Raw genomic sequence first — 16,976 nt, 5'->3', positions numbered from 1 at the left:
ACCCATCCAAAAACTTTCAGGTGTTTTCAATAATACCACCAATTCTTATAAATTTTATTGGTTTTTAGCCATTTTAAATACCGTTAAAAAATCAAATAAATCATCTTTTAAAATTGACGATTTGGTCATTGAAATGATCGGAGAGATTTGGTATCCTATTAATCATTACAAATTAAATTTTGGAAAATTAGATCAATTTTCCAATGGTATTACCCAACTGAAATCGGAATTTAACATTGAATCAAACATCGATAAAAAGGATTTATTGAAAATAATTCAATCGAATAAAGCTAATTCCATTGTTATACAGCTTTTAAACAATTTTTCAAGGTATGTCCCATTCAGGTTTTTAACTCCTTGGTTTGAAAAGGAATTAAGGGGAATTCCTGATCATCAAAAAAATAAAATTATCTCGGAATCTTCAATGGATTCTCCATTCCACCCATCCAATTTTTGCCCCTATGCAATAGCAGAGGGTACCATTACCTTACATCCTCAGTGGAGAAGCTATTTTTACGTCCACCTGTCCATTTTACAAAAGTTTGTTTTTTGGGGATTGGTAATTTATTTACAAAAAAACAATCCAAACGTGCCTGGTTTAACAGAAAAAATATTCCCTCCGATGTTAAGAAAGCTAACAAATGCAATCTTCTTTTGGAAGGAAGTGGCTAAAGTGGATGGGAATATTTTTTGTATTTACTCCAATAAAGAAATGTCCCTGGAAAACCTTTCCATTGATCATTTCATTCCCTGGAGTTTCGTTACCCATGACCAGCTTTGGAATTTAATCCCGACTACCAGATCCGTAAACTCCTCAAAGGGCAACAATTTTCCATCCCTACCCGAATATCTGGATCCTTTTGTCGAAATTCAACATAAGGCATTTAAAGTCTTTCTGGAAAATAACCAAAATAATAAAAAATTGCTTTACGACTACACGACCATTTTTAAAAAAGATCTGGAAGGCATTGCAAGGTTGAATTCGGAGGAATTTGGGGATATTCTAAAAGAAAACATTCATCCCCTTTATCAAATTGGAGAAAATATGGGTTTTTCTACTGATTGGACACTCTAGTTGATTTTGAAATACCAAATCGGGTCATTGTTCAAAAACTCCAACAAGTTTTGAGTTACCTGCACTATCCAAATGGTCAAATTGGCCGGTATGGCATTCCTGTACTTGTCTTTTTCAGGGGATCTTAGTTTGCTGCAATTGATACAAGGTACCGATCCATTCAGGCTTGTTTGGTTTTCCGGGAAAAAAAGGGGTTAATTAACCCCTTTTTTTCCCAACATTAGTTTTAAATTCCAATGATATCCTTTTTCATAGCTTAATAATCAAATTTAATTAACTGATTTCAATTGAATTGCCAAATTTAAATGATCCATTCTTAATGGCTAATCCTGGTTTATAATATCTCTTTTTTTCAATCTTTGAAAACCCACTAAACGCATGCTTGGCTTTTTCTCTTAACTCAACATTTTGGTTTTCCCCCCATTTACTTTTTATATCTTCTAAGGTAATAAATTGAAAAGCATACTCTGCATGTTTATCATTTTTTGATATCCGATTTAAAGACCATGATTTATCTTTAATAAGTTTAATAGGGCTAAGGAAAATATTAAATCCCCCATCTGCATTAACCAAAGTAATAAATACTAATTGAGCTTCAACATCATATACCTTACTTAACCATGTTTTGTTTACAATTTTAAAACGGAAACAATGTTTTTTGTTCCTTCAATTTCCACGTCATCGTATGCGATATTATCTGATATTATGATTTTAGGTCTAAGTTTAGTCAAAAACCATAAAAATAAGGCCAAAGAAGCAAGTCCGGAAAGAACCCCAACCAAGATGAATAAAAAGTGATCCAGCATTGTGCCTATTTTATTAATTGAATATAAAACCAATTAATCAAAAACAAAATAATAATTTCAAAAAAAACCGCCTTACGGTTCCAAACTTACAATCCCTGCTCATCTGAATTCTGCGTGGCAAATACGAAACAGCATTAGTATGATTGTTTAGCTTAGACAAATCACGACTCCGCTGCCTTCGGCTCCGCTCAGGCACCGCGGGAATCGCAGGCACCTCAGGAACCTCAGTCACAGCAACCCCTGCAAATCATCAGCACATCGACACATCAGCACATCAAACCAACTTGCACCGCCAAACCCCCGTCTTTCCATTCATTACCGTGACTGCAATCAAAAATTCATCTCCCCCATCTCTGAGCCGGAATTTCTTTTTAAATGCGTCCGCCTTTAAGGGATGATTTCGGGAAATTACATGGACCAATCCCTCCGGATACAATTTTTTCAGGATTTTCCGGTCCAGCTTGATTTCTTCCAGTACTTCAAAAACCCTCCCAGGGACTGCCTCCGGCAATTGATCGGTGGTATACACATGGGTATGCACCTGCAGTTTGGCCAAACCCTGCTTGACCGCAAAACTTTTGAATGCCCCTGCTTTTAATATTCCAGCATAAGGAATGACCAAATATTTTTGGGGAAAGGAAAATACAGGCACCGCATGGAGCTCTTCTTCCGGCGAAAAAGAAAAAACAGTCTGGCCCTGACCATTGATTTCCACGGCCACAATTTTCAGCGGCTGCTGCGACCCATTGTACAAAAGCAGCAATTCCCTGACTTCGTTCTTCACACTGACCACGTGGATTTCAAAGAGTCCCGGTAGTTCCCGGCTGGCCATGCTGATATCCAGCATGGGGGAGACCTTTATCAGGATATTGGAGGCTTTTGCCTGCAGCAAAGCCCAGTTTTCCACCACATCCGGTTCCAGGTCCTGCAGCCGGTACAGCTTTTGATTGCCCTTTCCCCTCCGGGCAGGGTCCACATAAAGCCAATCAAATTTATCCGGAACTTGTCTGAGAAATGACAGGGCATCCTGATGGAGGATATCAATTTTCTGATCCTTCAGAAGTTGGGGGAGGTTATGCCTGGCCAATGCCACCAGCTCCTCCTGTTGCTCAATATAGCTTACCTGCTCAAATTTCTCTCCTAAAAAGACGGTATCCACTCCAAAACCACCGGTCAGGTCTGCCAGGGTTTTTCCCTTTACCAAACTGCTTTTATACTTTCCCGTGGCCTCAGACGAACATTGTTCCATGGAAAGGGCAGGTGGAAAAATAAGGGAAGGATGCCTGACCCATCCGGGTAGCTTTTGCCAGGCCTTTTGTCTCATGGAAATCTGCCGGGCAGCCAGCTTGATGTCCAGACCGGGTATTGTCTTATGCCTCAAAAGCAATTGTGCAGGATCTTCATCAAGATGATCCTGCACAAACTGCATTAAAATTGGATGATATAGGGCTTCCAGTTCCACCTATACCATGCTGTGAGCCAACAGGTACTCGGCGATTTGCACCGCATTGGTGGCTGCTCCCTTTCGTAAATTATCGGCCACAATCCACATGTTTAGCGTATTGGGCTGTGTTTCATCCCTGCGCAACCTTCCTACAAAAACGGCATCTTTCTTATGGGCATTCAACGGCATGGGGTAAATGTTATTGGCCGGATCATCTTCCACAATAACGCCTGGGGTGTTGGACAAGAGTTGTCTTACCTCATCCAGGTCAAAGTCCTTAAGGAATTCTACGTTCACCGACTCGGAATGTCCCCCCATTACGGGGATCCTTACTGCCGTCGCAGTCACCTGAATGCTATCGTCACCAAAGATTTTCTTGGTCTCATTGATCATCTTCATCTCTTCTTTGGTATAGCCGTTTTCCTGAAAAACGTCTATATGCGGCAATACATTCAGGTCAATTTTATAAGGATAGACCATGGCCGCTTCTTCACCTTTTCTTTCCGCCATCATTTGATCCACTGCGTCCTTACCCGTACCCGTCACGGACTGGTAGGTGGATACTACAATCCTCTTGATCCCGTACTTTTGCCTGAGCGGTGCCAGGGCCAGAACCATTTGTATGGTGGAACAGTTTGGATTGGCAATGATGCGGTCATCGATGCGCAGGGCCTTCCCATTGATTTCCGGTACTACCAGTTTTTTACTGGGGTCCATTCTCCAGGCAGAAGAATTATCAATGACAATGGCTCCGGCATCCGCAAACAAGGGTGCCCATTCCGTGGAAGTACTTCCACCTGCAGAAAAAATCGCAATGTCCGGCTTTTCAGCTACTGCCTGCTTGAGTCCAATTACCGTATATTCCTTGCCCTTGAAACTAATCTTTTTCCCTGCTGAACGCTCGGAAGCGACCAACAAGAGCTCATCAAAAGGGAATTGGTGCTCATCCAGCACTTCAAGAATTTCTGAGCCTACCAGACCGGTGGCTCCTACTACGGCTAACTTCATGTTGATTAAATTTTGACCGGTGCTGTTTTCCCAATGTATGATCAGAAAAACATTTTTTTATTTAAGAATACTAATTTTATATACTTTTAGTTATATTCATTCTGTGAAAGCCATCATTTCTGTATGGAGTTTCCTTGCTTTTTCCATACTAGGTTTTACGCTGCTGCCAAAAACCGAAACTTTTGAGATTCAGGATTTCGAAAGCAAGTTTACCACTGTCAACCATCCTGAAGAATTTCTGCCGGGCTGGTCAGCCAATGAGCTGAGCGCAGGCAGCAGCCGGGTTTTCCAGGCCTCAGGCGAAGGACTGAACCAGTCCAGTGCGCTGGGCATTCAAACGATCGGCAGTTTCAATGCGCAAATTTACATAAAAACATCGACTGAAGGGCTACAAAACCCTATAATTTCCTTTTACGCCAAAACCGGAAAAAACGGATCAGGAGACAGGCCGGTAGGGCTCTACCTCTCCCTGGCAGAAAATCCGGAGCTGGGTTTTGGTGAAAGGATTCAGATAGGTGATGCCAATACCTTTCCCAATGAAGATACGCCCTATAGCTTATATCAGGTGGAAATACCCGGAGCCTTTCAGGATTTGAAACAGGTCACCCTATTACTGGAGGCCGTATATGGTTCCGGAAGCGGCTCAGCAGGCCGCCTGTATCTGGATGATTTTAGCCTGATCAATATCCAGGAGCATCAGACAGGCCTGAACATCAATCGAGTTGAAATCCAGAACGATACATCCCTGTTGCTCCATTTTAACCAATCCATAGAACTGCCCAGTGATGAGGTCCACCTGAACAACCAGTATGGTATGGCCAGACATGTTAGGCTAATCGACCCGGACAAACTGCTGTTGGTATTTGATGATTACCTGTATACCAACAACTATACCATCAAATTTAAACAGATTACCGGAAGGCAGGAAGAAACGCTTCATGAGGAATGGGAGCATCAATTTGAACTGCATAGCCCCACACCTGCGGGTAGCCTGATCATCAATGAAATCATGCCGGACCCCAACCCAAAGGGCATGCTCCCTCCTGATCCGGTATTGCCCAATCAAGCCAGTGCAGAATATGTTGAACTTCTTAACCGAACCGAAAAGCCCATTTTGCTAAAGGATTTTACCATCAATAATAGGCAGGTGGAAGCGGTGCTGGTGGAACCACTTTCCCATCTCATCCTTTGTTCAACAGCCAATAAACCTGTGTTCGAAGCATTTGGAGCCGTGGCAGCTGTGAATTCCTTTCCCAATCTCAACAATAATTCGGGTGAAGTATTGATCAGGGATCACTTTGGGCAGCTGATCGACAGCCTTTTTTATGAGCTGAGCTACTACCGGGATCAGGAAAAATCCCGGGGTGATTGGGCCCTTGAAAGGATCAATCCCTTTCAGGCCTGCAGTGATGCTTTCAACTGGAAAGCATCAGTAGCCGCCCAGGGAGGAACACCCGGACAGCAAAATGCTGTTTATAGCGAAGAAGCGGATACCCGCCCTTTTGAAATAACAAAAGTAAGTCCCTTATCTGCAAAACAACTCCTGCTGACTTTTTCCAAACCCTTAGCCCCAGCGCTGGAGTCACTGCCACAGTTTACCCTTTCTGGCGAAGAACTGCTTGTGCAGGATTATTCAGACCATTCCATGGTTCTGGAGTTGACCACGGCCATGGAGCCTAACCAAACTTATATACTGAAAGGAAAGGGGTTGTCTGACTGCTTTGGTGTTTCCCTGACCACCGGGGAGATCACATTTCTATACGATGTCACTCCTCCTCGGTTGGAAGCCATCTGGGGAATAGGCGAGGATGCACTCTTGCTGGTATTCGATGAGGGACTCTCCCAGCAACCGGCCGCCAAGCCTGAAAATTATCGGCTTAAGGATGATCCAGCGAAAACCTTAGCCGTTCACATTGATGAACTGGCAGCCCATACCATCCGCCTGGAATTCGATCAGTCGCTTCAATTGGGCAAAAAATATGAATTGATAACCGACAGCATAGCAGACAGCTATGGCAACTATTTGCTTGACGAAATCTTCTCTTTTCGCTGGGAAGATGTATTGGATAGTATTTCCTATTCCTCTCCAAATATTCTCCAGGTTATTTTTAGGACCGCCCTTTCGCTTGATCAGGCCACGGTTTTAAATCCGGAGAATTATAAGCTTGGAGAAGAAGCCTGGCAGCCACAGCGGATTTTGCCTGTAGAAGAGGAGGAAAATACTTACCTACTTGTCTTTGACAGGGAATTCCCCCAAAATAAAAACCTAAACCTGGAAGTAATCGGCATCAGGGACCTGGAAGGCAATACCCGGTTTAGCCTAAGCAAGGAATTTCTCTGGGATACCCGAAACATACAGCTCAGTGATTTAATAGTTTCCTCCGCTACAGGCCTGCTGTTGACTTTCAACAAACCTTTGGATGCCAAATGGGCCCTGATCCCACAGCTTTATACGATAAATGAAGGCGAGGCTTTCCCTGAATCCCTGTCCATGCCCGACACCCATCAGGTAAAACTTGAATTTGGTTCTCCCTGGGAACCGGGTAAATCCTACCGCCTCAGCATAAATCAGCTAAAAGATTTGTATGGCCAGGAAATGACCCGTACCATCAACCGCAATTTTATTTGGGACACCCTCCCTCCGGTGATAGATACCGCTTTTCTAAAGTCCCCCTTTGAGCTTGAGCTGGTCTGGAACAAGGCCATTGCCTTACCGGATACTGTATGGGTAAATGGCTTAAAGCCAGAAAACCTGCTCCTTTCGAATGATGGACTGAACCTGATCATTCTTTCCTCAAACCCCCTGGAAGCCGATGGAATCGAGGTAAAGATTCCCGAGGTTTGGGCCAAAACAGGAGAGCCGGCTTTGGATACAAAGATTATCATAGACAACAGCCTCCTTCAGCTTGGGGCCTTTGAAATATGGGATGAGCAGCACCTTATGGTGACTTTCACTGACTTCCCCGATCCGGCCACTTTGCTTTTTCCAGAAAATTATCAAATCAATGCTACCCCGGCGGAAAGTGCCTTGTTGATGAAAAATGCCTATCAGGTCAAAATACAATTACGGGAACAACTGCATCTGGAAGACAGTGTCTCCATTTCCATCGGTTCCATTCAAGCAAAGAACGGAAAGGAGAGCTTACCCTTTGAGGGAAAATTGCATTATGCAGATGGTATTTATGACCTTTGGGTGCAAAATAGCCAGTTGATACATATCAACCTGATACAGCCTTTGGATACGGTCAATTCATGGGAGGGAGCATTTGGTTTTCTGGAAGACGAACGGAGCTTAACCGCCCTGCTCAACAAGAGTCAGCCCAGTCAAATTCAATTGATCATTGAGGAGCCCCTTCCTGCTGGCAGCCTGTGGACCTTAAAAATTCCTCCCAGACTGGGAGAAAATGGCAACCATATACCTGGCAGTCTCAGGGCTGTATCATGGGACCCATCCCCTCCGGAATTACTGGAAGTAGAGCCTTTACCCGAAAACCGGCTACTTTTGTTTTTCGATAAAATTTTGAACCCTGTCCTGGCTCTGGTACCTGGCTTCTATTCCATAGATGGCATTTCTCCCAGTTCCATATCCCTGGAAAACGATGGAAAAGAGGTCTTACTTACTTTTGAAAGCGGTTGGGAAGCCGGCCAGGTAGTCATTTTGGAAATCCGGGAACTGGAAGATTTGGATGGGCACTCTATTGCCGGACAAACCCTGACCTTTGCCTACCTCCCACCCGAAATCCCGCATTTTAAGGAATTGGTCATCAATGAAATCATGCCGGCTCCAAGACCCGGTAGTCCTTTACCTGACAGCGAATACATTGAGATTTACAATCCTACTGACCAAATGTTTCATTTGGGCGGAATGAAAATCGCCAATTCAAGAAATGAAAGCAGTCTGCCCAGGGCAACGGTAGCAGCGGGAGGTTTCCTTATCCTATGCCCGGACGCAGAAAAGGAAGCCTTTGATCCGTTTGGCCAGGTGCTGGGATTAAAAAATTGGCCTACCCTTCTCAATGGAGGTGATGAAATTTCCCTCTTCAATACGCATGGGGAATTGATAGACCGGGTAACTTATGATCCCTCCATGCCGCTGGGAGGAGAAATAGCCAACAAGGGGTTTAGCCTGGAGGCAATCAATCCATTCTATCCCTGTGAATCCCCCGAAAACTATACCCCATCAACCAGTGATCAAAGGGGAACACCTGGAAGAATCAATGCTGTATTTGACGATAGCCCGGACCGAACGGCCCCCAGACTTTTGGCGGCCATTCCCAAAAACGAAGACCAGCTCTTGTTGCGCTTTTCAAAGCCCGTAGGCCCCCATAATATCAACAGTAAATTTCATCTGTCTCCTGAGTTGGTAATCAAGGATTCCTACCCGGATCCGCTGAATCGGTTTCAGTGGATCATTGTCCTGGAATCTCCCTTACTGGAGAACCAGGCCTACCAGCTACAGGTAAATTCCTGGAGAGACTGTGCCGGTAACGCCATTTCTCCTGAGGCTGACCTGGCCTGGATCAAAATCCCTGCTGAAGCGGAAGAAGGAAACCTGGTATTGAATGAGGTCCTTTTTAATCCTGCTACAGGAAGTCCCAAGTTTGTAGAAATCTATAACCATTCAAGTAAATTGTTGAACCTGAAAAACTGGAAACTGGCCAATGAAGAGGATGGAGAGATCGCTAACAGGAGGATAATTTCCGGAGATGACCTGATCATTGATCCATTTAGCTACCTGGTGCTCACTACTGATGTGGAAAAGCTGGCAGCGAAATATCCAAAAGGGGTAAAGGAAAGTTTTCTGGAAATGGCCTTGCCGAGCTATCCCATTCGGTCCGGAACGGTTATTCTATTGGATCCGGAGGAGCGGTGGGTAGAAAAGCTGGCGTATGATGAAAGTTTACATCATGGTTTTTTGAGAGATTTAAAAGGCATTTCCCTGGAAAGGTATTCTGTTTTTTCTCCGGCCAATGATCCGGAAAATTGGCACTCAGCAGGAGCCCATGTGGGATATGCCAGCCCCGGTTTCAAAAATTCACAGGTGTATGACAGTCCTACTCAAGATTTCGGTATACACATCTCTCCTGAGGTATTTGTGCCATTGGCTGCCGGGGAACAACCCTTCACCACCATATCCTACAAAATGGACCGGCCGGGCTATCAAGCCACCTTGAGGATCTTTTCTCCCACAGGAATTCCCATCAGGGAGTTGTGTCAAAATGAAATTTGGGGAAGCACAGGTTTTTATACCTGGGATGGAACCAATGAAAGGGGAGAAAAAGTAAACACAGGGTATTATATCGTTTCCGGAGAATTGTTTCACCCGGACGGTCAGGTGATGCAGATCAAAAAAACAGTAGTGGTTGGGGCTAAATTTTAAAAAAGAAAAGGCTGTGGTAAATATTTTTTGTACTTTGAATTCAATTTGAAAAGCAATAACCCATACCAATTGTTTTGATGTCAAAAACAATGCTCCCAAAGCCGTATCAGACTGTAATTTTGTTTTACCTCCTTTTGTTATTGGCAGGTTGCCAGGATAAAGGGGAAAACCAACCAGAATATGTGTTCCGATTTGGTCACCTGGCCAACAGCCAACATGGCTGGCACCAGGCCAGTCTGAAGTTTGCCGAGGAAGTTAAAAAAAGATCCAAGGGCCGACTGGAAGTCAAGGTCTACCCCAACGAGCAACTGGGTAAAGAAATGGATGTTCTAACGGGTCTCCTGGTCGGCAGTGCCGATATCATGATTACAGGAGAGTCCTTGCAAAGCTGGAGCCTGCCCAAATCCATTTTGTGTGCCACCCCCTTTGCCATCCGCGATTCCGATCACCTGAAAAAGGTAGCCGGTGGTCCATTGGGAGAAGAAATCGAACAACATATACTAGACATTGCAGGCTTCAGGCCGATCGCCTGGTTTGAAAGAGGTGCACGCAACCTTACAGCTAACAGACCCATCAGGCATCCGGATGAGTTGCAGGGGATGATCCTGCGGGTGCCGGCTGTATCCCTTTATGTAGATACCTGGAGTGCTTTAGGGGCCAAACCTACTCCCATGGCTTTTTCGGAGGTTTTTACCGCTTTGCAACAATCTACCATTCACGGACAGGAAAACCCCTTTGCGCTGATCAAAGATGCAGGCTTGTACGAGGTGCAAAAATATTGCATGCTTACCGAGCATGTGAAAAGCTGGGCCTATGTGGTCATGAGCAATAAAAAGTACGAAATGCTGCCTACGGACCTTCAAAAAGTCATTGATGAGGCTGCAGCTGTCATGCAGGAATATGAACACGAATTGTTTCTGGTACAGGAAAAAAAAGATTATCAATATCTTCTGGACAAAGGCATGGAATTCATAGAAGTAGATAAGGAGGCTTTCAGGGAGGCTGCCAGCAGGGCGGTTATGGAAACCTTTAATGAGGAGCAGATTGATTTACTAAATAGAATTCAGCAGGTACAATGATCAAAACTCACTTCCCCGTATTAGATAAAATTCTGGGATTCTTTTTGAATCTGAGTTTCGTATTGATGATCGCAGTTGTTGTACTGCAGATCATTGCCAGGTATGCCCTGCCCTGGTCACCAAACTGGACAGAAGAATTGGCCAGATTTTGTTTTATTTATCTGGTGAGCATCGGAGCAGCCTTGGCCGTAAAAGACAAGGGGTATGTAAGTGTGAACACCTTTCTGGACCGGCTTTCCCCAAAAGCAAAATCAAAAATGGAGGCATTTATTTTAGTATTGATCATCTGCCTGATGTTCACCCAGTTTGTATTCAGCCTTCCATTGATGGATATCGTCACCTTACAAAAATCCCCCTCCTTGAACCTCAATATGGCCTTTATGTACGGTTCCATGGCCATAATGGGTTTCTTTGTCAGCCTGTACAGCATTTTTGAACTCTTAAAAAAATTCAAATGACCGTTTTGCTTTTTCTGGTGTTCCTGATTTTACTGATCCTGGGTTTCCCCATTGCATTTGCCTTGGGGATTTCCGCTTTCACTTACCTGATCTTTAGCGATATTCCATTGATGGTCATTCCTCAAAAGATGTATGCCGGCATTGATGTTTTTGTTTTGTTGTCCATACCAGGTTTTATCCTGGCAGGGAACCTGATGAATGCCAGTGGAATTACCCAAAGAATCATCAATTTTTGCAATGCCCTCTTGGGGCATATCAGAGGAGGGCTGGGCCTGGCCAATGTAGGGGCCTCTATGCTATTTGGAGGAATCTCCGGTACGGCCATAGCAGATACTGCCAGTATAGGTTCAGTCATGATCCCTGCCATGAAAAAAGAGGGTTACGATGCTCCCTTCTCCTGTGCCGTAACCGCCTCATCTTCCACCATAGGACCAGTTATTCCTCCCAGCCTTCCCATGATCATTGCGGCTACATTAACAGGCTTATCCGTTGGAAAACTATTCGTTGCAGGTATCATTCCAGGTTTGTTATTGGGCGTAGGATTTATGATCACTACCTATTTGATCGCCGTCAAAAAGAAATATCCAAAAAGTAGCCGGAAGCCGATAAAATTTATCTTCAAGAGTTTCTTTCAAGCCTTTTGGGCCATAATGATGACCTTTGTAATTCTTTTTGGCATCATAGGAGGGGTTTTCACACCGACTGAAGCTTCCATCGTAGCCGTGATTTATGCACTTGCCATCGGGCTTTGGGTATACAGGGAGTTAAAATTAAAAATGATACCGGCCATTTTGCTGCAATCGGCGAAAACCACTGCTGCCCTAATGGTGCTGGTAGGTTTTGCCAACCTTTTTGCCTGGATCATGACAGTGGAGGAGCTGCCTCTTTTGATAGCCAACAGCCTGCTGGAACTCACCGAAAACAAATGGATCTTATTGCTTTTGATCAATTTGCTCCTGATTTTTATAGGGGCCTTTATGGAAACCATTGCCGCCCTGTTGATTCTCTTTCCTGTATTGCTGGGAGTAGCCATGCAGGTAGGTGTGGATCCCGTACAATTTGCCGTCATCATGGTTTTTAATTTGGTTATTGGCCTTACGACACCCCCTGTGGGGGTGTGCCTGTTTGTTGCCTCCAGTATAGGGCAGGTTTCCATAGAAAAAATAGCCAAGGCAGGCTTCCCGTTTTTATTGGTCAGTTTGGTGGTTTTGATGTTGCTAACTTATATTCCTGAAATCAGCCTGTGGCTTCCTGGCCTGTTTTACGATTGATTCACTGAAAGACATTTTGGCATTATTTCAAAATTTAATTAGACAATTTGACTTATTTTAGAGTCTCCACATGACTTATTGTCTTAATATTCAGTTGTTTATAGCTAAATAAATATTGGCATATCATTTGACTTTTGTGAAGAAAAAGCATTGTAAAACCAAAACTATTATAGCCATGACATTGATGAAAGTAGCAAACAACGGAAAAAAATCTCAAGTACCTGCCTTTGACAATTTGTTTGACAGGTTATTTGACATGCCTTCGGCTTTTGATTTGGGTGCCCCAATGAGCCGTTTTAAGGCCAGCGTACCAGCGGTAAATATCAAAGAAAATGAAAAGAATTACCTGCTGGAATTGGCCGTGCCCGGATTGAAAAAAGAAGATTTCAACATCTCTTATGAAAATGAGCACCTGGTAATTGCATCCGAAAGGAAAACCGAAGAGCAGGAAGAAAAGGATCAGGTAACCAGAAGGGAATTTCACTATGAATCTTTCCAAAGATCCTTTTTCCTACCCGAAGAGAAAGCGGACATTGACCACATCAATGCCCAGTACAAGGATGGCATTCTGTTGGTAACCATCCCGAAAAAAGAGATCAAAAAAGAAGTTAAGCAGATTACGGTGGGATAAATAAAAATCCCGGGAATTGATCAGATAGCCTCCCCGACAAGGGAGGCTAGTTTATATTCGTTTTTTCCGCTAAAGTATTCACCACAGATGAACCCAGATTTCCACAGATTTTTTTCTTTGTGGTCTAAGCCTAATATGCCCTTATACCACTTATATGGTTTAAAAAAAAGGAACCATATAAGGAATAGAAGAACATATAAACCTGAGTTCGATTCTAGATAAGGTTTATAAAAATGTAAACCAAAAAATAAAGTAAAGAATCCAGATTGCACAAAATCTAAGGTAAAAAGGGGGCAGGAGGATTTTTTTTGCGAACGCCCCATTCCAGGGAGCGTTATAATTAATAGGTTTGAGTCATTATGTAAATACCATTTTTATGAAAGAATAGGTACTATAATTCATAAAGTTTTAAAATCGAACTCAGTTCATCAATGAGCGGAACTCCTATTATCTATTTTGATAACAAATGTCAGATTATCATGAAGATAGGCGTTTAGTTAGATGATAGGTTATAAGGGGTTTTGCATTCATCCATAAATTCAATCTGTGCGAATCTGTACTATCTGTGGTGAGCATTTCCTTTGCTCCCGGCCCTAAAAAAACCTTTTGGCGTTTACCAAAGAGCATGCGATGCCACAGTTCGACAAAAAAACAACCTGTCAACCAATCAGCTAGCGGAGGTGCCAGGCGCGGCTTCTTTACCTATCTGTTCAGCTACCTGCCGACTTCCCAAGGTGAACAATCGTAGGAAAAAACCTACCATTCACGGGAAACATCGCTTACCAGATTTCTTCTTAACAAATATTTTATAAATTTAAACCAATAATATAGTGGGAATGAAATTAATAGCGAATATAACAGTCCATGATGTTTGTAATGGTGAGCAGTATAAATGGTATCAATATAGTCATGGACCCAACTCTTCCTGCACCAACTCATGAAATCGAGCGTGACGTACCCGTCACACAGTGGGATGATTATAAATCATGCGAGATTCCATCTGACCGCTTAAAAAAAATATTAACAGATGAAATTCATTGCAATCCTATTGGTATTTACTGCATGTAACCCGGGAGATTTCCGGCAAGCGCTAAATTATGAACTCGAAGTTGAGAAAAAATCTATCGCTTTTGGGGACACGATTGTGTCCCCTGTTTTTTCCTTATTTTCAATCGAAAATTCAGCTAATACAGATCGTCCCCAACATTTATTCCTGGATCGGCTTAAAAATATAGTCATTACCGACCCGGTGGAAGCCATATTTATCAGGAAAATTGCCATTAAAACAGGTGATGGGCCCAATTCTATTTCAAGTGGAATAAATGATTTCTTCCCCCTGAGTGACAGCACCTTTTTAATTGAATCATTTCCTTCTTATTACATCATCAATGATTCTGGAGAAACGCTCAAAAAAATAGATATATTAAGCAAACTAAACAACCTATTTGGTGACAAATATGAAGACGACTTATATATAACAAGTTCAATGTCGCATGTACCGATTATCAATCAAAATGAATATGTGTTACAGGTATTCCGCCCAAATCTACAAATGAAGGCGGATTACCCGGAATATCCCTTATTTGTAAAAATGAGGATAGATGAAAACCTGCGGGTCGAATTAATACCACTTGATATTTTTTTTCCCGAAGAGTTTAAAACACAACCCAATTCAACTTATGCGCAACACGAAAGGCCTAAGTACAACATTACAGACAACCACATTGTGTTTGGCTTCGGATTTTCATCGAAAGTTTTCATGTACAATCTGGCAAATAGCACGATGAGTAGCCTGGATTTAAAGATAGAAAATGGAACAAATTTCTCGCCACCGGAACCAATCGGCACAACTCAAATTGGAAATACACTATTTACAAGCTTCGATATTCCGCTGATTGATTTTGAAAACGATAAGATTTTCAGGTTTCATATTGACATTAATGAAGAGAATTCAATGAATAACATTGGTTACCTATCCGTATTTGACACAGATGGGAAAAAACTAATGGAAAGTTCCCTTGGAAAAAATAGTGATCGCATGCTACGCAATCCATTTCTACTAGACGGTCAGTTTTATATGAATTCATATTTCCCTGCCACCGAGGAAGAAAATTTGGATTTTTATAAATTTAGCCTGATTGAAAAATAAGTTTAATTAAATATACGGAATATCACCTATTGCTACTACCTGACAATCCATACATTCCCGCATCAAAGAACATCCTATAAGCATGAAAACTTTTATTCTCCCTAAACCTTATATGCCCTTATATCACTTATTTGGTATAAAAAAAAACCACATAAGGGAAATGAGGACATGGAAGGGGTTACGATATATTTATGTGTCCTTAAATGGTAAAAAAATGGGAACCACATAAGGCATAGAAGAACATATAAGGGATTCTTCGGATCCTATTCTGGTTGGATAAAATCCTTAATGACTATTTCTTATACCCTCGGATGGCTTCCAATTTGCAGGGATTTCTCCCGCACGTTCCCTAACCCTTATATTTCCTTATATGTCTTATATGCTTAAAAAAAAGAACCACATAAGCAAAATAAGGACATGGAAGGGGTTACGATATATTTATGTGTCCTTATATGTCTTATATGGTAAATAAAAGCAACCACATAAGGCATAGAAGAACATATAAGAGATTTTTCGGATCCTATTCTGGTTGGATAAAATCCTTAATGACCATTTCTTACACCCCCGGATGGCTACCAATTTGCTGGGATTTCTCCCGCTCGTGCCCTAACCCTAATATTTCCTTATATGTCTTATATGGTTTAAAAAAGAACCACATAAGAGAAATAAGGACATGGAAGGGGTTACGATATATTTATGTGTCCCTATATGGTGAAAAAAGGGAACCACATAAGGCATAGAAGAACATATAAGGGATTTTTCGGATCCTATTCTGGTTGGATAAAATCCTTAATGACTATTTTTTATACCCCCGGATGGATACCAATTTGCTGGGATTTCACCCACACGTGCCCAAACCCTTATATTTCCTTATATGTCTTATATGGTTTAAAAAAGAACCACATAAGAGAAATAAGGACATGGAAGGGGTTACGATATATTTATGTGTCCCTATATGGTGAAAAAAGGGAACCACATAAGGCATAGAAGAACATATAAGGGGTTTTTTGGATCCTATTCTGGTTGGATAAAATCCTTAGTGACTATTTTTTTACCCCCGGATGGCCACCAATTTGCTGGGATTTCTCCCGCTCGTGCCCAAACCCTTATATTTCCTTATATGTCTTATATGGTTTAAAAAAAGAACCACATAAGCAAAATAAGGACATGGAAGGGGTTACGATATATTTATGTGTCCTTATATGGTGAAAAAAGGGAACCACATAAGGCATAGAAGAACATATAAGGGGTTCTTCGGATCCTATTCTGGTTGGATAAAATCCTTAATGACTATTTCTTATACCCTCGGATGGATACCAATTTGCTGGGATTTCCCCCGCACGTGCCCTAACCCTTATATTTCCTTATATGTCTTATATGGTTTAAAAAAAGAACCACATAAGGTATAGAAGAACATATAAGGGGTTTTTGCATTGATCCTCAAATTAAATCTGTGCTATCTGTGGTGTCTTTCGGATCCCTTCCCCAAATGCCATCTGTGCGAATCTGTGTAATCTGTGGTGAACATTGCCTTTGCTTTGGAGTAATAGGGCATAAAAAAAGCCCTTGTGGTGTTAACCAAAGGGCTTTTGAATAAATGAGGCGGCGACCTACTCTCCCGGGTGTAACCCCAGTACCATCGGCGCTGCAGGGCTTAACTTCTCTGTTCGGGATG

At 42.4% G+C, this 16,976-nt stretch carries 10 protein-coding genes; 7 read left to right on the top strand and 3 right to left on the bottom strand.

Going from position 1 to position 16,976, the window contains the following annotated elements:
• The first annotated feature begins 622 nt into the window (after positions 1-622).
• Entirely contained in the window at positions 623-1,075 is a 453-nt protein-coding gene (locus GL182_RS23190; RefSeq protein ID WP_163382283.1) for an HNH endonuclease domain-containing protein, read from the top strand.
• Positions 1,076-1,348: 273 nt separating this feature from the next.
• Here GL182_RS23190 and GL182_RS23185 read toward each other — a convergent pair whose 3' ends face one another.
• From GL182_RS23185 to GL182_RS23175, 3 genes are all read right to left on the bottom strand, one after another.
• Entirely contained in the window at positions 1,349-1,648 is a 300-nt protein-coding gene (locus GL182_RS23185) for a hypothetical protein (protein WP_163382281.1), read from the bottom strand.
• Positions 1,649-2,155: 507 nt separating this feature from the next.
• A complete protein-coding gene (locus GL182_RS23180) occupies positions 2,156-3,310 on the bottom strand; it encodes a class I SAM-dependent methyltransferase (protein ID WP_163382280.1) in 1,155 nt (384 codons plus the stop codon).
• Positions 3,311-3,343: 33 nt separating this feature from the next.
• On the bottom strand, positions 3,344-4,333 hold the full coding sequence (locus GL182_RS23175; RefSeq protein WP_163382278.1) for an aspartate-semialdehyde dehydrogenase: 990 nt from the start codon (positions 4,331-4,333) through the stop codon (positions 3,344-3,346).
• A gap of 103 nt (positions 4,334-4,436) precedes the next feature.
• Between GL182_RS23175 and GL182_RS23170 the strand changes: the two genes are divergently transcribed.
• From GL182_RS23170 to GL182_RS23145, 6 genes are all read left to right on the top strand, one after another.
• Positions 4,437-9,713 (top strand): lamin tail domain-containing protein, encoded by a 5,277-nt coding sequence (locus GL182_RS23170; protein WP_163382276.1) that lies wholly within the window; start codon positions 4,437-4,439, stop codon positions 9,711-9,713.
• 89 nt (positions 9,714-9,802) lie between these two features.
• The gene (locus GL182_RS23165; RefSeq protein ID WP_163382274.1) at positions 9,803-10,792 is read left to right on the top strand and encodes a TRAP transporter substrate-binding protein; all 990 of its coding nucleotides are present in this window, start codon (positions 9,803-9,805) and stop codon (positions 10,790-10,792) included.
• Positions 10,789-11,250, top strand: coding sequence for a TRAP transporter small permease (locus GL182_RS23160; protein WP_163382272.1), 462 nt, complete (start codon positions 10,789-10,791; stop codon positions 11,248-11,250). Before GL182_RS23165 ends, GL182_RS23160 begins: the two co-directional genes overlap by 4 nt.
• Entirely contained in the window at positions 11,247-12,521 is a 1,275-nt protein-coding gene (locus tag GL182_RS23155; protein ID WP_163382271.1) for a TRAP transporter large permease, read from the top strand. Before GL182_RS23160 ends, GL182_RS23155 begins: the two co-directional genes overlap by 4 nt.
• A 175-nt stretch (positions 12,522-12,696) precedes the next feature.
• Positions 12,697-13,152 carry an Hsp20/alpha crystallin family protein gene (locus GL182_RS23150; RefSeq protein ID WP_163382269.1) on the top strand — a complete coding sequence of 152 codons (456 nt, stop codon included), beginning with the start codon at positions 12,697-12,699 and terminating at the stop codon, positions 13,150-13,152.
• Between the two features lie 1,048 nt (positions 13,153-14,200).
• Positions 14,201-15,301 carry a hypothetical protein gene (locus GL182_RS23145; protein WP_163382267.1) on the top strand — a complete coding sequence of 367 codons (1,101 nt, stop codon included), beginning with the start codon at positions 14,201-14,203 and terminating at the stop codon, positions 15,299-15,301.
• Positions 15,302-16,976: the final 1,675 nt, after the last annotated feature.

The organism is Cyclobacterium sp. SYSU L10401, assembly GCF_010993705.1.
In the GTDB taxonomy this organism is placed as follows: domain Bacteria; phylum Bacteroidota; class Bacteroidia; order Cytophagales; family Cyclobacteriaceae; genus Cyclobacterium.
Note: the sequence above shows the minus strand (reverse complement) of the source record. Positions and strands in the feature narration are given on the sequence as shown.